General features: G+C 58.0%; 15 protein-coding genes and 2 pseudogenes. 3 read left to right on the top strand and 14 right to left on the bottom strand.

Annotated features, from left to right (window positions below; all coding sequences use genetic code 11):
* Positions 1 to 8: 8 nt before the first annotated feature.
* Both K2O51_RS26640 and K2O51_RS26635 read right to left on the bottom strand, forming a co-directional pair.
* Entirely contained in the window at positions 9 to 1,535 is a 1,527-nt protein-coding gene (locus K2O51_RS26640) for an MltF family protein (RefSeq protein WP_011298807.1), read from the bottom strand.
* 173 nt (positions 1,536 to 1,708) lie between these two features.
* A complete protein-coding gene (locus tag K2O51_RS26635; protein ID WP_220631004.1) occupies positions 1,709 to 2,113 on the bottom strand; it encodes a hypothetical protein in 405 nt (134 codons plus the stop codon).
* Between the two features lie 557 nt (positions 2,114 to 2,670).
* Here K2O51_RS26635 and K2O51_RS26630 point away from each other — a divergent pair.
* Together K2O51_RS26630 and K2O51_RS26625 are read left to right on the top strand one after the other, a co-directional pair.
* On the top strand, positions 2,671 to 2,919 hold the full coding sequence (locus K2O51_RS26630) for a hypothetical protein (protein ID WP_220631003.1): 249 nt from the start codon (positions 2,671 to 2,673) through the stop codon (positions 2,917 to 2,919).
* Between the two features lie 161 nt (positions 2,920 to 3,080).
* Positions 3,081 to 3,413: a hypothetical protein gene (locus K2O51_RS26625; RefSeq protein ID WP_220631002.1), complete on the top strand. Its 333-nt coding sequence runs from the start codon at positions 3,081 to 3,083 to the stop codon at positions 3,411 to 3,413.
* Between the two features lie 350 nt (positions 3,414 to 3,763).
* Here K2O51_RS26625 and K2O51_RS26620 read toward each other — a convergent pair whose 3' ends face one another.
* The 10 genes and pseudogenes from K2O51_RS26620 to K2O51_RS26585 all read right to left on the bottom strand — a co-directional run bounded on the left by K2O51_RS26620 (position 3,764) and on the right by K2O51_RS26585 (position 13,584).
* Complete coding sequence (locus K2O51_RS26620) at positions 3,764 to 5,776, bottom strand: phage integrase family protein (RefSeq protein WP_220631001.1); 2,013 nt, start codon at positions 5,774 to 5,776, stop codon at positions 3,764 to 3,766.
* Between the two features lie 49 nt (positions 5,777 to 5,825).
* A complete protein-coding gene (locus K2O51_RS35285; protein WP_245001883.1) occupies positions 5,826 to 6,392 on the bottom strand; it encodes a hypothetical protein in 567 nt (188 codons plus the stop codon).
* Positions 6,393 to 6,539: 147 nt separating this feature from the next.
* Positions 6,540 to 6,932 (bottom strand): annotated as a pseudogene (locus tag K2O51_RS35815) (TniQ family protein); the annotation flags it as partial.
* On the bottom strand, positions 6,916 to 7,326 hold the full coding sequence (locus K2O51_RS35280; protein WP_245001966.1) for a hypothetical protein: 411 nt from the start codon (positions 7,324 to 7,326) through the stop codon (positions 6,916 to 6,918). The gene K2O51_RS35280 and the pseudogene K2O51_RS35815, both read right to left, overlap by 17 nt.
* A gap of 231 nt (positions 7,327 to 7,557) precedes the next feature.
* A pseudogene (locus K2O51_RS35275) lies at positions 7,558 to 7,815 on the bottom strand (TniQ family protein); the annotation flags it as partial.
* 89 nt (positions 7,816 to 7,904) lie between these two features.
* Positions 7,905 to 8,765, bottom strand: a complete 861-nt coding sequence (locus K2O51_RS26605; protein WP_220630998.1) for a TniB family NTP-binding protein — start codon at positions 8,763 to 8,765, stop codon at positions 7,905 to 7,907.
* On the bottom strand, positions 8,762 to 10,717 hold the full coding sequence (locus tag K2O51_RS26600; protein WP_220630997.1) for a Mu transposase C-terminal domain-containing protein: 1,956 nt from the start codon (positions 10,715 to 10,717) through the stop codon (positions 8,762 to 8,764). Before K2O51_RS26600 ends, K2O51_RS26605 begins: the two co-directional genes overlap by 4 nt.
* A complete protein-coding gene (locus K2O51_RS26595; protein WP_220630996.1) occupies positions 10,698 to 11,330 on the bottom strand; it encodes a TnsA endonuclease N-terminal domain-containing protein in 633 nt (210 codons plus the stop codon). The genes K2O51_RS26600 and K2O51_RS26595 overlap by 20 nt, the downstream gene beginning before the upstream one ends.
* A 161-nt stretch (positions 11,331 to 11,491) precedes the next feature.
* On the bottom strand, positions 11,492 to 11,908 hold the full coding sequence (locus K2O51_RS26590; RefSeq protein WP_220630995.1) for a helix-turn-helix domain-containing protein: 417 nt from the start codon (positions 11,906 to 11,908) through the stop codon (positions 11,492 to 11,494).
* A gap of 701 nt (positions 11,909 to 12,609) precedes the next feature.
* Complete coding sequence (locus K2O51_RS26585) at positions 12,610 to 13,584, bottom strand: alpha/beta fold hydrolase (protein WP_220630994.1); 975 nt, start codon at positions 13,582 to 13,584, stop codon at positions 12,610 to 12,612.
* 84 nt (positions 13,585 to 13,668) lie between these two features.
* On the opposite strand from K2O51_RS26585, the gene K2O51_RS26580 reads away from it, so the two are divergent.
* Positions 13,669 to 14,127 (top strand): Rrf2 family transcriptional regulator, encoded by a 459-nt coding sequence (locus K2O51_RS26580; RefSeq protein WP_220630993.1) that lies wholly within the window; start codon positions 13,669 to 13,671, stop codon positions 14,125 to 14,127.
* Between the two features lie 461 nt (positions 14,128 to 14,588).
* Here K2O51_RS26580 and K2O51_RS26575 read toward each other — a convergent pair whose 3' ends face one another.
* Positions 14,589 to 16,145 (bottom strand): methyl-accepting chemotaxis protein, encoded by a 1,557-nt coding sequence (locus K2O51_RS26575; RefSeq protein WP_220630992.1) that lies wholly within the window; start codon positions 16,143 to 16,145, stop codon positions 14,589 to 14,591.
* A gap of 488 nt (positions 16,146 to 16,633) precedes the next feature.
* Complete coding sequence (locus K2O51_RS26570) at positions 16,634 to 17,428, bottom strand: aspartate dehydrogenase (protein ID WP_245001882.1); 795 nt, start codon at positions 17,426 to 17,428, stop codon at positions 16,634 to 16,636.
* Between the last annotated feature and the right edge of the window lie 13 nt (positions 17,429 to 17,441).

Below are 17,441 nucleotides of genomic sequence, written 5' to 3'. Positions count from 1 at the left end.
CCGGCCGGCTATTTACCGACTTCCTTCAGCGCGCGTGCGCGCGTGTCCTCCATGTCCTGCGCCAGCCGGTACGCAGCGTAGTACTTGTAGATGTTGCGCACATAGGTCGTGGTCTCGATGCCGATCTTCTCGGCCACGACAATCTCCACATTGTTGAACCACTGGTCCGGATCCAGCCCGCGCGCCGCGGCTTCCGTGCGCATCTTCGCGATATTGCCCGGGCCCGCGTTATAGCTGGCGAATGCAAAGAGCGGCCGGTTGGATTCCGAGAAGCGCGCATCGGGGAAATACCGCGTCATCAGCTGGTCCATGTATTTGGTGCCAGCGTGGATGTTTGATTCGGGCTCCTGGATATTGCCCACATTGAGTTGCTTGCCGGTGGCTGGCATGACCTGCATGATGCCGATGGCGCCCACGTGGCTGCGCGCCTTCTGGTTCAGCTGCGATTCCTGGAAGCCCTGCGCTGCCAGCATCAACGGATCGAAGCTGTAGTCCTTGCCGTATTTCTGGAAGAAGGCAATGGTCTGCTCGAAGCGCTTGTACTCGGCGTCGTTGGTATTGTTCCGGATCTGCCGGACACTCTTCATCATCTGCTTGAGCCGGTATTCGGCGACGCCCTGCTTCTTCAGGTAGTTCACGTAGAAATCGTCCAGCGCCTGGCGCATCTGCGGGCTGTCCTTGCGGTAGGCCCAGCCGACATAGCCTTGCGCGCGGACGACGAGGTCATTGTGTACCTTGATGTTGGGCAGGATCTGCGCCCACATCGCGGCCTTCCAGTCATCCACCACGAGGATGGGCAGCAAGCCGGCATTGGCCATCTCCATCGCGTCTTCGTCTTCCAGCGCATCGGGCAGCAGCACCAGGCGCATGGGTGCCTTGCCGGCCTTGCGCAACTGGTCATTGAGCGCCGTGAGGCTTTCGTAGTAGCTGCTGGCGCGCCGTACATGCACCGTCTTGCCGGACAAGTCGTCCAGACTGGCCAGGGCAGGCGCCTTCGAACCGGTCACGATCAGTTCGCGCACCGGCTTGCGGTCGCGCGGCGCCGAGAAGTCGGCAACCTTCAGACGTTCGTCGGTCGCTGTCAGGTTGCCGGCCGCAATGTCGCCCAGTCCGGCGGCCAGGTCGGGCAGCAGGCGGTCACGCGTCGTGGGAATGACGATGACCGTGAGCGGCCGCTTGCCGAGGCGGCTGGCGTAGGTCTTGTTCAGATAGCGCTCGAAGTCCCGCACCAGTCCGGCGGTCAGGCCGCATTCACGGCCCTTGTCGCTGAAATACAGCGTACGGCTGTATGGCACCAGGACGCGGATGACGCGGCGATCGAGCATCGCGTCGAAATCGCCTTTCCAGGGTTTGTTGCCCAGGTTGAGCCGGCGTACGGCTGCGGAATCTGCTTTGGCCGGGGCGACAGCCACGGGTGCCGAGGCGGGAGTGGGCTTTTGCTGCGCGGCGGCAATCGGGCCGAAGAGGCATGCAGCGCCCACCAGGCCTTGCACAAGGAGGCCTGGCAGCGTGGGCGGCAAGCGGAAAGCGGGCATCTCGCGCAGCGCCGCTGCCGGATTGCCTGCGGCGCATGCTCATTGAGTCTAGCGCGGATACGGCACGGTACAAGCCGTGCGTAAGCCCGCCGGCGAAGGTCAGAACTGGCGGCGGCTTGCCAGCCTGCCGCCAGCGACGAGGTAGCGATTTGCTACTGGCTACTGGCTACTCGCTACTGCTTTGGCGCAGTGAGTTCCTGACGCGCCGTGCTGTCCGCAGCCTGGTTTTCCGCCTTGCGTTCTTGCTTGGCGGCCTTCACGTCCTGCTTGTACTCGCCCTTGGCGGCCTTCTTGGTGGCCTTGTACTCATCGGCCGCCTTCTTGCGGGCTTCGCGGCGTTCCACCAGCGGGTCCTTCGGTGGTTCGATCTGCTGCGTCATGGCAGGGGGGACGCCTTGCGCGCCAGCGGGGGCGGCCGGAGTGGCCGGAGTAGCGGGGATGGCCGGAGTGGCGGGCGTGGCCGATGTGGCGGGCGCAGTGGGAGTCTGGGCAAAGGCAACGGCACAACTCAGACCGGCCAGGACCGCGGCGAGTGCGCCGGCCACATGGGTCGGACGGACGGGCTTTTTCAGATCCATTTGGAACCTCATCAGGGTTGTTGTCGGAATCGCCACGGTCGCTTGCCGGCTTAAGCGCATATCTCACCTGGCTAGCGGAGCGGCGGGCGTAGGGTTCAATCTAATGGCCGGGGTGGGTGGGCGATGTCGGGGTTACGCCGAATGGGGTGGGGAGGATGTCTTACAGCGACCCAGAGGGCGCCTATCGCGAATGGCTGATCGGGTTCCCTTCATTGAAGGGATGCCTTGGCGCGGCCGGGCATGCTTGGCGCCGACCAATGACGACGAAGGCATGATTCCCCCGGCAGACTTTATGTGCATGATTGGGCGCGCGGAGGGGTGGGCGGATTGGTGCTTAGGTCGCGGATGCCCGGTGTCGAGATTCATTCAATGCTGAACTGCCGCGGACGCGGACACGCCGTTTCCGGGCGATTGACTCATTGAGTGTCGTACCGTTGCTTTACACAACTTTGAACTTTACGGCGTGTGCTTCATTCAATTCTGAACTATCCGGCCAAGCGGCAAGGAATCGTGGTGGACCATCGCCAATGTACAAAGCAAAGTACACTGGAGCAGCCATGATTGATCTGAATATGTTGGATACTGCCTCGCCTGCCGAGGAGGAGCAATTCTTCGCCATCTTTGAGCGCATGCTTGCCAATGATGATGGCGAGGAGGCCGCACGCCACCTGAGAGAAGGTCGTGCCATCTTCATATCGGATCCGCGCTACCCTGGCCGCGCGGTACGCGAACATCCAGACGGCAGGCGGGAGCTGATGCGACTTGAGATAGACAGCGGCCAGTTGGTGGTAGAGCGAGCCATCTGACATTTCCGCGACCGCGGTTTGCTTCTTTTAGTCAAAGGGCAGTATCGTGCACAGATGCTGGTGAGGCAAGATGCCGGGAAGCCCTTCTCCGGGCCCCTCGAATGTTCCAGTTGGTTCTGCCGGCTGACTCCAGTGGGGATTTAGTGGTCTTGGGAGCACTGATGGATCTTGTGGGAAATCAGACCATGCCTAAGTCGAATAAGAAACGGCCCCCAGCGAAGCTTTCTCCATTTGCCCAAGCGCGCGCGCAGGCTGACTTCCTGTTGGGCATTGCCTCTTCGAAGGAAGTGTCCAGTCTCAAGATAGTGCGCATTGGGCGCCGCAAGAAGCGACTGGACGAAGTAAAAGCCGAATTGAACGCGGCGCGCGCCCGCGTCGAGGCGCAGTTTGCTCAGCGGAACACGGAGACAGACGCTATCCGTCAGCGCATTAGCTCGGCTCCGCGGCAAGATGTTGAATTGCCATTCAACGTAATGGCAGGGGAGCGTCGGTAACTTCCAGCACTGTCTTCGGCAGCCTATCAAACGGATTGGCGTATAGACCGATTCGGCCGATGAAGCAAAGGCGAATGGCTGCTTCGGGGAATCGACGTGTTGCGTCACTAGAGACGGAATCACGGGACTCTATGGTGTCGCGTCGATGCTAGCCTCAGTGCTATGGGGAAACAGTCGATCTAAGGCCCGGGGGGCGAGTTCAATCGCTCCTCCGGGTCGTTGGATCGTTGGAGGATTCCTGGTATCCGACCTACGCAGCAGTGTCCTCGGTGAGAGGGTGAGTTCTTGCCCATAGCATGCATCCACCTGAATGCGATCTAATTATCCAACTCGGCATTCCCTCCTTACCTCTACGTGGGCGGCGCCTCATCAGTCGCGCAATTGGAGAGAATTTTTTCGACTTCCTTCAACTGGCGTCTAAAGTCGGCGTGGAGGTAAGCCGCTGTAGACGCCAGACTGAAATGTCCAAGATTGGCCCCTATGAATTCGGCCGGCGTTTCCGCTTCGGCCGCGTGGCATCCGTGTGTATGGCGCAACCAGTGCACGCTGGCCCGGCGCAGCTGCGGGCTACCGCTGGTGCCCTCCTTTGTGCGCGCATCAAAGGCCCGCGTAAAGATGCTCTTGTAGAGTGCAGCCACTGCGCCGTGGGTAAGCGGAGTATCGCCTGAAAGCGACGCCAGGAGCGGCGCTTCGGCCGGCCATGACGCAGGCGCGGCGCTTAGCCCACGACTGGTCAGATATACGACCAACGCGTCGAAGAGCGCTGGTGGGAACGGCTCATACCGTATCCTTTGTCGCCTTCCCACTACCTTAAGCATCCAGGCACCCTGCTGAGTGCCATCGAATGCGCAGTGCTGTAGGTCCCCCAGGCGAGCGCACGTAAGCTCGGCGAGGCGTAGGCCGGTACCATAGGCGAGCCATAGCGCGAATCGCGCACGCGGGCGAGCTTCCTCCGGAACTGCAGGCAGGCCGTGGTTCAGAAGTTCGCTCCACTGCTGGCGGCTAAAACTACGCTTCCGCGGGTCCTTCACGGCGGCTAGAGGTTTGGGGACCCCATCAAACGGGTTGGTGTAGAGGTAGCGCTGACGCGCGAGCCACGCGCACATACTGCTGAGTATCGCAAATGACGTAGCTTGGCTGGCCGTTGAAAGCGGTCCGTCGAATGGACGCCAGTCAGCGTGCCAGCGCGGTATCCGTCGCGTGGCGATCCAGCGCTCGGATGGCTGCGGATCAGCGAGGAATTTGACATAGGCGGCCACATCGCCAGTCGTTAGTGATGACAGGGGCTTTCGTCGCTCAATGATTGCCCACTGCAGGAAGCGCTCCGCTTCTTTCCGCCGCGCACGCTGGGTGTGGGCGCTGGTTCCTTCAAGGGCTGCCCAGAGCTGGATAGCGTCGTAGTCGTTGCTTGCGCCGATTCGGTTCAGTTCTGCTGGCGCGCGGTTGGAGCCGGCGGTACCATCGAGCGCGGCCGGAGGCCGGTAGTATTCCAATGGTGCCACGCCCGTGTTAGGGGTACGTTGTGCGGCCAATTCCGTCGGGCCAAGGCTACGCTGGGGCCGACGTGCGACGAGTGTGAGGGAGCGCTCAATGGTGTCAGCATGCCGGTCTAGCCAGCAGACGAGGCGCTGAGCGGTTTTCTCGCCTAACCGTGGCACCCGCTTGAACCAGAGATACCCGTGCAAATTGATGTAGTCGACTAGCTCGCCCACCGTATTGAGGGAAGCTTTTGCAAGTCGCTCCGCCACGCGCGGACCAATCCACTCGACCCAGCCAGCCAGTCGATGCCGTGCTAACGGCGACTCGGCGAGCACCTTGGCCAATTCATTTAGGGCGGTAAACTGACGCCGCCGTATGTCCGATTGTCGGCGAGTGCGGCGTACAGCATCGTCATCTTGCGAAATGGGGTCATACGCTTCGCGATAGCAGATAAGCAAATCCATTTCGCCGAGCACCCCATCCGGATCAAAGCGCGCGCGGAATTCATCTAACGTTGGTAGCCCTTTGGCCCCGGGCGGGGCGGAATGCGAACTATGACGCGACTCTCGCAGCAGCTTTACCGTCTTGTGTCGCCCCAAGCGCGCAGCCGCCATCGAAATTTCGTCACGAATGGCGCGCAGTGCCTCGCGGGGAGACGCGACCTCCGCCGGCTCTAAGTATCGGTCGACCAGTTCTTCTATTGGCAAGCCTTCCAGGTACCCGCGATAGACTGCGAAATGCTGCTGACACAGCCTTCGCCGGACGCCATCCGGTACGATGCTCTGTGGGGTCTCATGGTCGCTCTGGCATTCGACCGGCAGTTGCCTGTTACCATTCTCCGATCCCATTGAGGCGACTAGTGGAAGAAGCGTTTGAGGGGACATGTGGCCTCCATCTCAGACGTTGGGTAGTGTGCTAGTGGAGCGGCGGCAGTCAAAGACGATCTTTGAACGTTCTTGCAGGGCACCCTTGGTAAAGCGAGCTGGCATTCCAGCATGCTTCCAGCAACTGCGAGCCACTTCGCTTCCTCCGCTTTCTCCCCACCCCGCAAAGACTTTTGAATGTCACCTTCCTATTTCCTAGGAAGTGGTAAGCGGAAACCAGGCGTGACATTAAGTAACTAAATCGATTCTGCTCCACGTATTCGCTACAAGCGTCCACCGTTGTAGCGGAGTCGGCGAGATACGATTTATAAAAATTGATATACGAATCGACCGTATAGTCACCGTTGAAGTAATTTTGTCTTTCGAGGTCGTAAGCCTCTGTGACTCTATTTTCAAGTTCCGCAGCGGTGTAAGAACGCTTTTTGGAAGTCCATGTGGCGAGCCAGTGCGTTTTATATTCGTTGATCGATGAATGATTTTCTCGTAGCCATATAAGAAACTCCAGTGGAACCATCACACGAAGGCCGCTAAGGGTTAAGGATCCACTGCGCAAGGCAGATAATATCGCATACTGCAGGCTGGTTTGATTCTTGCTGAATGCGATGGTGGAATCCACCTGCCTTGATTCAACTACCATTGACAACTTACACTCGGGACACTGGCCGATCCCTGGAAGCCTCTTCCGCGCACGGTCCCGCGATGAAGTGGCGCAGTGAAGGGGTGCTCCGCAATGCGGGCATCCGTGGAGCAAGGGTGCCAGGTGATCGGGGCAGACCATCCAGTCCCTGAGCCGCCAGCCGTTCCGCAAGTATGGAATGGGATCGCTAGCAAGACACTCCGGACAATATCGATATGACGGCGCCTTATCATTGTCGAAAGTCAGTAGCTTCTTTAACGCTGGGTGCAATTGAACGGCGTGAAATGAATCGGACAGCTCCCGTAGGCGCTTCGGAGAAACACACGTACCAGATCCGATTCGGCATATATGATCCCGATCCGCCGTGATATCGGGATCGCGAACTGGATTCATCCCGAGAGAGGCCGTGAGATCTTTGTAGCTAATGTCATGAAACTGGCAGACACGGACAATCCAGGAGGATGCGGATTCGTCGGGAAACGGGTATGGAACACAAAGAATGCTAAGGGATCGGGTCATGATCATCCTCGAACAAGGAAAGCTGGCGATTCTTCCTGATCAATCTAGGTATGGACGGGGAAGCGGAGAGTTCTTGTAGACGGGAGGCGAGAGAAGAGATCAGCGTTGCGTCGGCTGGTGTACTGACATCATCGTAAAGATTGCAAAGGGCCTTGCCGACGAGCCGCATTCGTCGTGCAGGGTACGAACTGGAGATTGCCGCCGACAGTCGGTCGTAAGCCAGGCACGCCACGACACCCGCATCGACGGTCTGCAGTCTTCGATTAGTACTCTTCGGGTGCTCATCAATTTGCAGGTCGTCCACGATTCCGAAAATCCAGATCAGTCGGACAAACGTGTCGATCGTCACGTTGTCAAAGCCCTCCGGGAAGGCGTGGATAGGCGGCGCAGACACGTCAACGTCACCAGATCCAAGCAAGTACTCGATTTGGCCGCTTACCGACAACTCGCGAGTGTCCGCTGGTCTTGCCCCCTGATGTTCGTCCGTCAGTCGTAGTCCGCATTCACAAAGATCGATGCTAGGTCGTCTCCATAGGATTGGTCGCGAGCACACGCATCGATCAATGAGGCGAACCCCATGAAAGACGCATGCAGTCAAGAGCGAAATGGACCACGCAGCGCGAGCTCGACCATGACGTCCCACGCAAACTGGACAAAGTTGGGGGCGGGCCTGTCGCAGCAGATAGGTTCTCAAGAACAGGTGGCCAAGGAAATATGCGGCTTGGTTTCCAGCGCGGAAATGACGAACTACAAAGGCATTTCGCAGCGGCTCACGTGGACAGCCAAACATGAAGGCGATGGCATTGATCGAGCTCACGGGAAGTGAAAGGTGACCTGGCGATGCAAGATGTCGTGCCAGGTCATGAAATGTAAGCCCATTCATGGTTGCCATCCGCAAGGCGTACCCCATTCCATCCTCGCCGGGTGCGATTTCATCTTGCTTAGGGAATGGGCTCATATGCTCTTGGACCTTTAGTCAAACGGATTGTCCTTGGTAGAGCCATTTCCAAATAAGCGTTGGAAGGCAAGCTGAAGATGTTGCCGTTCCACGGCCGTGCGCTGAGCATCAGTGGCGATCATTGCACTCTCCATGATCAACGACTTCAATGTGCGCATGACACCCTGCGTGGCTTTGAAGACCAAGTTCGCGTGGGTAGTCAGCACCGTCAGATCCACCAGATCCTTTGTGGCGGATGCAAAGCCACCTAAGACACCTCTCCAGTTCTCATCGTTCTTGAGATCCGGCATGGTGAAAATGGATGCGATTCTAGTGGTCAGTTGAGGATCGGCCCGCTCTATGGAACGCAGCATTTCTGTCCCAGAAAGGAGTACGGGACGTTGGGTTACGGACATCAGTCGCTTGACCCAATCGACGATGGCGGCGCGCACTTCCTCCTTTTGAGAGTGAAAAACGTGCTGAAATTCGTCGATGACAATGAGCAGGATGTCGTGCTGCTCGATCGCAGCCACCAGGACATTGAAGAGCACTGCATTAGTCTTTCGGCCAGTGCGGGGGGGAATGACATAGTCAAAGCTTGCCAGCAGATCCTCCTGAATCTGAGCCACAGTGGGAGCTTCCTTAAGCGACACAACTAAAACGCTCTGCGGCCGGAGGTATGGCCAACCGCATTCATTTCTCTGAACAGAATCGATGAGCAGAGTCTTTCCGGCACCAGCCGGTGCGATGATGCAAGCTCCGAACGGATGACGCAGCTTGTTTCCCAGTTGAATGATTCGGCCAACGCCCTCTAGAGCACCCTTGAACGCCGGATGATGGATCCGAATGTCGCTGATGCTGATACCGATCTGTATGGCTTTTGCGCTGTAGCTCATGGCTGAACTCCGGTGAAAACTTCAAAACTCGGGATTGCCGCATCTACTACCGGTGGGTCATCGTCGGTGACGACTTGCATTGACGCTTGATTTCCAGGATGGTGTGACCGGGAAATAGAGCTTAGCCCCTGAAAGAGGCCAAAATCGCGTGAGCTCTTCTTGAGCCTCTTCCCACCACGGATAGCGTTCGCCCAGTGGTCTTGGAGTTCCAGGCGCGCCTTTCTTAGGACTGTCTCCGCGTTGCGTAATGTGAGCTTATTGCCCGCAGCCCTTCGAATAAGCTTATGCTGAGTGAGCGTCAGGCCAGAGGCGTACTCTTCATCCCGCGCTCCAACGGTGATCCAGCTGCCGGTACGGGGATCTTGGAGATAGACGTGCCCCAGATTGTATGGGTCATACTTGACGTTGGCCTTGAAATTCACCCCGATTTCCCTTCGAAGGGATACCAGCTCGTCGTTTGTGTATCGCAGGTATTGGCGCACCATTCCCCCATGATCCACCGTTGCGGTCGTGCCTACGCCAGCCATGACATCAAGACACGTCGTGTTGTCTAGCAATGTTGGCGGCGGGCAACTATCAAGACCCTCCAGGAAGAGGTCGATAGGCCGCGCCAACTTCCGTTCGTTTATTTCGAACGGATGTACGTCGACGATCCACTTGAGGATGCCGTGGCAGAGATCGCTGAACGTTATGCACGCATCCTCATTGGGATTGAACGGGTCCGGTCCCGATCCAGGCTTCCTTGGACGACCGTTTGCGGGTAATTGACGGGTCAGTTCTCCGAGGCACCGCTCGACACTAGGTTTGAACCAAGGCATACGGACTGGACAGTACTCAAGGTCCATTCCGAGGTCCATTGCTATGTGCTGAAAAGGCGAAGTATGACCTGCGAGGCTGTTGTCCAAGCAAAGGGTTTCCCACCCGCCCATAGAGTGCCATGCGTTAGACAGTGAATGTCCTGCTGTGATCTTGTCTTTGGGTTGTATGGCGATCTTGATGCACTGGACCATTCGCCCGACAGTCTCGCCTTCAAAGGAAATGAAAAATCCCAGGATGTAGCCGCTATATGTACATACGATCAAGGTAATAACTGGCCGACCTAGCGGAAGAATGAATCTATCGTCAATGACTGTCGCGTCCATCAACGTGTGATCTATCTCGACCCGTTCAAGCGGGCGCGTTGACGCGTGGCCTGGCTTTGAGTACCGCCACTTGGCCCGAGCTCTTGCCGCCCCCAAGCGGCTTCTGTCTCGGTCGAATGGGGATGTTTCGAGGATGATGCGTCGGACGGTAGATAGGCTGACATCGGGATTGGCAGGCGTTGACGCGGCGCTTGCCTGCTGGCTAAGTGCTCGGATGACTCGATCATGAGCTGTTCGCATCGAGCACCCGTTCTTGACGAAGTAGTACTTGGTAAGAATTTTTTCAACAATGAGTCTGAGGTCGCGATGAAGCCTTGGCGACGTGCGGCGTTTTACATTTTTTGAAACTAAACTAGCCAGATTCTCTCCGCTCATCTCGTAGTCGCGCATCCATTGCATAACCGTCGTAACTTTGGGAGGATGGTCGTCCTTCAGTAGGATTGCGCACGAGATAATGGCATCCGAGATGCGAGCACGTTGCCCTTTTGTAAGGCCTACTTTCCGCATGTGTCTTACATAAGCGTATTTGCGCTCGAGATCTGCTTTATACCGCTCAGGTAGGGTCGAGCTGCACATCAGAGACCGGTCGGGGCGACGGTCCATGTTCATCGCCGGTGTGCCGGCGTCTCGAACAACTGTCAGCTTCCCCTGCAAGATATCCGCCGAAAGCTTCGAGATTTTCATCCGACGAATCGATCGGGTGGCTTGGTTCTCGAGTTGAATGAAACCGTCATCAAGGAGTCGATGAACACGCCATTGCGCCAGCCCATTCTGGACGATCAGTCCGCAATCAAGTCTGTACACGGACATGGTCGTCTCCAAGTGGATATACGGAGTCGGACTCACCCATACCTAGCATTGCATTCAATCGAAGGCGCCGGCGGCCGACTAGGTGAAGGATTGCGTGTAGCGGTGCGTCCGCTGCCTTTGCCAAACTGCCAATGCCAGTGCCGCCAGGGTGGCGGGCCGCGACTTCCTCAATTCGAGTCAAGGTCGCGGCTGTAATTTGGCCACGCGCATGTCGTAAGAGGATGCTGGCACGGTGGTGGCGGCCGTTCTTGTGAATGTGCTTGTCCGTTGCGAGGGTGAAGCGGTATCCCTGCTCAAGCAGGAGTTCCTTCGCCCTAGCCAGCCGGGGCTTGTTCCTGGCGCTGGCTACATAGACTTCTGGCTTTACTTCAACAACAAGCTTTTGATTTGGGCCGATGAGCAGGAAGTCGGGAACGTATTTGCCCAGATCTCCAAGGTCCACGAAGAACGGCTGATGGGAAATCGACGAGACTCTCAGATCCAGGAGGGCGAGTCGAACGAAATCGCGCTCCAAAAGGCTTTCGTACTCGATTGCGGTTGGCTGGAACCATGGGCATGCAATACGCCCCACTCGCCGATGTGGCGAGCGCGTAACTACATTTCTGGCTGGCATTTGTCCTCTCCGGGGAATAGGCTTCCCTCCTTCCAGGCAGGAAAGCAGGACGAGGACTTGACAGGTGGGAGAACGCGTTCGATACTGACTGTGCCACCAGAGGTATCGAAAGATATCTCCACGCCGCCTAGTCCTCCGGGGTTAGGTGGCGTTTTTGTTTTCTACATTGGAATCTCCTTGGCAGCTTCCGGCGGGCGGTTGAGGCGGGTGGATGGTTGTCTATTGCGTTGGAACACTTCCAACATTGCCGACAGGGCTTTCGCGTCGGCCGGAGAGAGCGTGGGTAGTACCTCGGAGAACTGTGCGCACAAGCGATACGCTGCTGCAGGCGCGCCGCGGGGTGGAAGGTTGAAGTGCCGCGACATTTCAAAGGCTTCGCGCAGGTTAGCCTCTTCCTCGGGGCCCAAATTCAAGACTTGGACGATTTTGTCTACTAGGTCCGCTTCCTTGGGAAGCTTGGAGCCGCATTCGAGAGCCGAGACGTACGCCTGGCGGTAGCCCAACCGTGCTGCGAACTCTCCCTGCGCCAGTTCGAATCTCGCGCGCAACGTTCGTAGAGCTATGGAGAATGGGCTCATCGGAAAACGGCTGAATTGATCTCCGCTAAGACTAAGAAATCAACACGCCATTTTCAAGAATATTTTGCTTTGACGGCTGATTGGAATGAGATCGACCGCGCGTATTTTCTTGCATGCATACATAAATCGCATGCAATGAGAAAATAAAACGGCGATGATGATATGTATAATAAAAACAAGGGGTTGGACTTTAAGTTGGTATAGTGTGTGCTATACATTTTTCCACGCCAACCGTTGGTGCAGAAATTTGCATAAATTTATACCATAAATCCGGTAGCTTCGCTGATTGATTGGTTATGCCGGAGTGGACGAAAAAACTAGCCTTACCGAACTCTACAGGCGCATGTTGTGCACTGTTCCTCGGTAAGGGACCCTGGTAGGCAAAGTTTCCCGGAAAGTGCGTGGTGTCGATAACCGCACATCTGCTTGGCGGACGGCAAGGGCTGAGGCAATCCGGCGGGCCTCAGGTCAAGGCAGTTCCCTGTGGTCGAACTCGCGCATTAAAACTCAGGCCTTACAGGTTGGTGCGTCGTATGGCCGGTGGTTGAGTCACCGCAGCGAGCGAAGTCTCTGGAGCGATATTGCAACGGGTGCCGTCGTCTGCGCGGTCAAGGGCAATTTCCGACCCGTTGCGGTCCCTTACTGCTCCCCGGGGCAATGTCCGGTGACGAGCCAGGAAGGGACAGCGATGATCGATGGCTTCAAAGCCCCCGGAGAAATTCGACTAACGCTGCGTTGACGACGCCCGGTGCTTCTTGGGGCAACCAGTGTCCTGCCGTCGAAACCACATCAGACTTACGCAGATTTGGCACGAATTTTGGCATGGCGTCGATAATTTCACGCATGCCGGGCATAGCGAGCCCCGTATCTCTTTCGCCGACAAGGTAAAGCGCAGGCACTTCGATTCGAAGCCCCTCAAACGCGGCTTGCATTTCCCAATTTCTGTCGAGGTTCCGATAGTAGTTCAGGCCGCCTCGAAATCCAGAGACATCGAAGGCGCGCACGAACGCTTCCAGATCGGCGAAACCAAGCCAATCCGGCAACGATGGGAAATCATCGAGGGCATCGAGGTATTGCTTGTCCCGAGGCACCATTCCGAAAGGGTTCGGGGAGCTAGCGTCGCGAACGCCGACATCGCCCGAGGCCGAAAAGTAGATCTTGCGCAGGGTCGCAGCAATGTCAAGCTCAAGCTCACTTTCGGTGAGTCCAAGTTTGGAGAAGTAATGGGTGTAAAACCACGCTTGGTCGTTCTGCGGAAAGAGCTGACTTGGCGCAAGTGGTGCGCGGCCCATCATCGGAACGCCGAGCGCCACGACACCCCGAAATCGATCGGGCCGAAGCATTGCCGCCTGCCACGCAATAGTTGCACCCCAATCGTTTCCGACGATGACTCCTTCGCTTTCGCCGAGTACGCCAACGAGCGCAACAAGATCGCCGACAACGTCGAGCGTCGTGTATTGCCCGATCCCTTCGGGACAGTCGCTCAACCCATATCCGCGCAAGTCTGGCGCGACAGCGCGAAAACCGGCTTGCGCCAGTGCTGCGAGTTGATGCCGCCAAGCATGCGATGTCTCTGGAAACCCATGGCAAAGGAGCACCAAGGGCCCCTTGCCTTGCTCTGCGACATGCAATCGGATGCCATTGGCTTCAATAAAGCTATGATGGTAGGCGCTCATGTTGGCTCGCTATTATGGTCGTTTACAGCACTGATTGCGTTAGCGTAACATCAAACATTACGGAACATCAATAACTCTGATTTCATGCGACTCGACACTCGATTGGCTCGACTCCTGCACGTTCTGGTGCACATGCATCTACGCGGTGGTTCAACTACGTCTGAGAACATTGCACTGATGCTGCACACCAACCCGGTTGTGGTTCGAAGAACGATGGCGGCGCTGCGCGACGCCGGCTACGTCCAATCCGCCGGCGGACGGGGGGGCGGGTGGGAGCTTGCGCGAGACCTGGAGGACTTCACGGTAAAGGATGTCTACGTGGCGATTGCACACACGGCGCTTTTCGCACTCGGCCCCGCTGATGACAATCCGGCATGCCCGGTAGAGGCTGCCGTGAATCGCCACATCAATGAGGGACTGAGTTCTGCGGAGACGACGATGCTTCGGATTTTTGGAAAGAAGAGCCTGGCCAAAATCGCCAGAGATGTCACTTTGTCGACATCAGGAGAATCCAGTGGCCAAGTCAAACGCCACATGAATTGAAATCTGCGGCCAACTGGCAGCTCGTTGAATGCTGCGATGTTAAGCGGCCGCTTTGGGCGGAGTGCCGGCCCTTGATCTGTTGAATGTAAGGGGCCGACCTCGGCCAGCTAACCGAGCCGGTGAATCCGGCGATAGGAAGCCCATCACTTGCGTGTCGGATGGCCGCTACCGCAAGAGCCGCTCCAGCGAACGCGCGCAGGGCACATGCCAGCGCGTCGGTGATGCCATCAGCTTTTACCAGAAGGATGACCTTGAGCGGCAGAAGCAGGTGCTGGGGCGATATTGCGCCCGCTAGGGCTGGACGTTCGAGGTCATCGCCGACCTTGGCGCGGCAATTTCTTTACGGGCCGTGCCCGCTATCCGCAATTCCGCAAGAAGTGTGTGCACGACCGCTTCATGCTTAGCAACGATTCAGCGCTGGGCCATGGCAGGTGGTATGACCTTGCCACGGGGCGCGCCGCTTAGCCGCCGGCGAGCCGGAACTGGCCCACGGCGTGGTGCAGGGCGGCCGCCTGGTCTTCCAGCGATGCGGCCGCGGCGGCGGCTTCTTCGACCAGCGCCGCGTTCTGCTGCGCCATCCGGTCCATCTGCGAAACCGCCTGGTTGACTTGCTCGATGCCGCCGGTCTGCTCTTCAGTGGCTGCGCGCATCTCCCCCATTAGGTCCGTGACGCGCTTGACCGCCTCGACGATCTCGTCCATCGCTTTGCCTGCATCTTCGACCAGCACCGCGCCGACTTCCACGCGTTGCGCCGAATTGCCGATCAGCGCCTTGATTTCCTTTGCCGCCGTCGCGCTTCGCTGCGCCAGCGTGCGCACCTCGCCAGCCACGACGGCAAAGCCGCGGCCCTGCTCGCCGGCGCGCGCGGCCTCTACCGCTGCATTCAGCGCAAGGATGTTGGTCTGGAAGGCGATGCCCTCGATCACGCCGATGATGTCGACCACCTTGCCCGACGCTTCCTTGATTTCGCCCATGGTTGTCACGACCTGGCTGACGATGCTGCCGCCGCGTACGGCGATCTCTGACGCACCCTCGGCAAGGCAGTTTGCCTGGCGTGCATTGTCCGCGCTCTGGCGCACCGTGCTGGTGAGCTGTTCCATGCTGGCAGCGGTCTCCTCCAGCGAGGCCGCCTGTTCCTCGCTACGCCGCGACAGGTCGGAGTTGCCGGCGGCAATCTGCTTAGCCGCACCGGCAATCGAATCGGCCGAGCCCCGGATGCTGCCGATCGCTCCCGTCAGGCGCGAATGCATCTGCTGCATGGCGAAGAGGACGCTGTGCTCGTCGCCGGGACGCAGCTCAACGACAGTGGCGAGATCGCCCTCGGCGATGCGGGCGGCAATTTGCGATGTCAGCGCTGGTTCACCGCCAAGCTGCTTCTGAAGGCTGGTCGCCACGCGCAGCATGACAACCGTCATCAGCGCGCCCACGCCGAGCAGCAGGGCAAGGGCCTTGTACAGCGCGATTCGGGACTCGCCCCGGATGTCGTCCAGGTACAGGCCACCGATGAAGTTCCAGTCCCATGGCCCGAAGTTGGCGACGTAGCCGAGCTTGGGCTGAGGCTCGTCGGCGCCAGGCTTGGCCCATAGGTATTCGACGAAGCCCTTGCCAGGACCCTTGGCGATGTCGGCAATCTCGCGGCCCAGGGAGGTACCGTTGGCGTCCTTCATTTCCTCCATTTTTTTGCCGTTGATCTCGGAGTTGAGCGGATGCATCAGAACTTCGGTGTCGGTGCGCATCAGCGTGAAGTAGCCATCGGCGCCAAAGCGCATGGCGCGCACGCGCCCCATCGCCTGCTGCTGGGCTTCGGCTTGTGACATCTTGCCTGCCCTGGCCAGCGCCTCGTACTCGGCTACTACCGACATGGCTGTGTCTGTAACATGGATCAGGTCGAGGCGACGTTCCTCCAGGCGCAGCGCGCGCGTCTGCCAGGCATTCCACAGCGTGATGCCTAGCAGGCATATCCAGCTCAGCACCAGTGGCAGCAAGAGCTTTTTCCTCAGGGTCATGTTTTGCAGCATTGCCTTCCTTCCTCCTCAAACGCTGGGTGCATTCGGATATTGGGCGTCCGCCCCCGCCATATCGGCGGCCCATTTGTCTAATTTGATTGGGGCTTGCCTCCGCGGCCCTTCATAGCATCTAGTAATGCATGAGAGCTTCTCGCCCATCATGCAATTTTTTAGGGCAGGGCCAGCACGCTACACCATCACGTTTGCCAGAAAAGTTGGTGCGCGATTCCGAGGTCTTTATCTACGATCGACCGGGACACGGGTTCAACTGTTGGGCTCGTAGCTCATATGACCAGCGCTCTGTCGCATTGAGACACGGTCCGTTTCTTATCCACGACGGCTTGACGTCGCCTCTAGTTGTGTTCGTCGGCTCCCGCGAACTCGCTGTGTTGCATCACCGGCCAGAAGCACCGGCTTTGCTCTAAAAAACTAGCAGTGCCGCTGAGCGTTCAGCGGCAGAGTGCTTGCCTCTTGACAGCCCACCGGTCATGCAAACTCGACTACATAACAATGGTAGAACACGCGTCCCGGACCGCCTTTGCTAGGCTATAAGCTGCCAATGCTGAAGTCTTTGGGTTGCCCGGCAGCGGGCGATTTTCGATCGATATCTCGAAACGCCCGAACGTACCGGATGCGTAGACTGTATGCACGTTGCGGTCGACGTTGGGATCCGCAACAAGCTTCACCATTGTCTTATCGAGACCTAGCCCGGCAATTGCAACAGTGGCCGCGACGTTAGCGTTCAAGGGAAAATGCGAAGCCGCTTCACGCGCTGTACCACTGAATATCTCATGTGGGCTGTCAATTGCTGTCAAATCGCAGACCTGTTCGGCAGGCGTGCCGACCCAGCTTCGTGGTGCTTTCCTACCCACATAGGTGACCGACAGCAAACCGCCGATACTGGCCGCTGCGAGTGCATCGATTGCACCAATCGCACCCGGAATTAGTCTGACACAGGTTCGTCCCTCTTGAGCGGCGGCGTCCAGTTTTTCGAATGTCGAGGTATCGTGAAGGACGCCGACGGAAGCAACGATGCAAGGAATGCCGAAGCGCAATGCAGGTAGTACATGGTTGTGCACAGCACCGTGACCAGCACATTCAACCACAAGATCGGGGCGATGGGTTTCGCGAAAATCGAGCTGTGAGTCGACAAGGGCCTGCGGCGCGAGGCGGGCCGCAACGACACGTGTCTCAGCTACAGCAGTCGGCGGGACGACGATTTGTGCGACTGCAAGTCTTTGATCCGTTCCGAGCAGGTGAACAACTTCCTGGCCAATTGCGCCGAAGCCGATCATGGCCAACCTTACA

The organism is Cupriavidus pinatubonensis, from assembly GCF_019602855.1.
Lineage (GTDB): Bacteria > Pseudomonadota > Gammaproteobacteria > Burkholderiales > Burkholderiaceae > Cupriavidus > Cupriavidus pinatubonensis.
This window is presented reverse-complemented; position numbering and strand designations above follow the sequence as displayed.

Coding starts and splice junctions, on each gene's coding strand:
- K2O51_RS26640 (WP_011298807.1), bottom strand. CDS start 1,535: ATGCCCGCTTTCCGCTTGCCGCCCACGCTGCCAGGCCTCCTTGTGCAA.
- K2O51_RS26635 (WP_220631004.1), bottom strand. CDS start 2,113: ATGGATCTGAAAAAGCCCGTCCGTCCGACCCATGTGGCCGGCGCACTC.
- K2O51_RS26630 (WP_220631003.1), top strand. CDS start 2,671: ATGATTGATCTGAATATGTTGGATACTGCCTCGCCTGCCGAGGAGGAG.
- K2O51_RS26625 (WP_220631002.1), top strand. CDS start 3,081: ATGGATCTTGTGGGAAATCAGACCATGCCTAAGTCGAATAAGAAACGG.
- K2O51_RS26620 (WP_220631001.1), bottom strand. CDS start 5,776: ATGTCCCCTCAAACGCTTCTTCCACTAGTCGCCTCAATGGGATCGGAG.
- K2O51_RS26605 (WP_220630998.1), bottom strand. CDS start 8,765: ATGAGCTACAGCGCAAAAGCCATACAGATCGGTATCAGCATCAGCGAC.
- K2O51_RS26600 (WP_220630997.1), bottom strand. CDS start 10,717: ATGTCCGTGTACAGACTTGATTGCGGACTGATCGTCCAGAATGGGCTG.
- K2O51_RS26595 (WP_220630996.1), bottom strand. CDS start 11,330: ATGCCAGCCAGAAATGTAGTTACGCGCTCGCCACATCGGCGAGTGGGG.
- K2O51_RS26590 (WP_220630995.1), bottom strand. CDS start 11,908: ATGAGCCCATTCTCCATAGCTCTACGAACGTTGCGCGCGAGATTCGAA.
- K2O51_RS26585 (WP_220630994.1), bottom strand. CDS start 13,584: ATGAGCGCCTACCATCATAGCTTTATTGAAGCCAATGGCATCCGATTG.
- K2O51_RS26580 (WP_220630993.1), top strand. CDS start 13,669: ATGCGACTCGACACTCGATTGGCTCGACTCCTGCACGTTCTGGTGCAC.
- K2O51_RS26575 (WP_220630992.1), bottom strand. CDS start 16,145: ATGCTGCAAAACATGACCCTGAGGAAAAAGCTCTTGCTGCCACTGGTG.
- K2O51_RS26570 (WP_245001882.1), bottom strand. CDS start 17,428: ATGATCGGCTTCGGCGCAATTGGCCAGGAAGTTGTTCACCTGCTCGGA.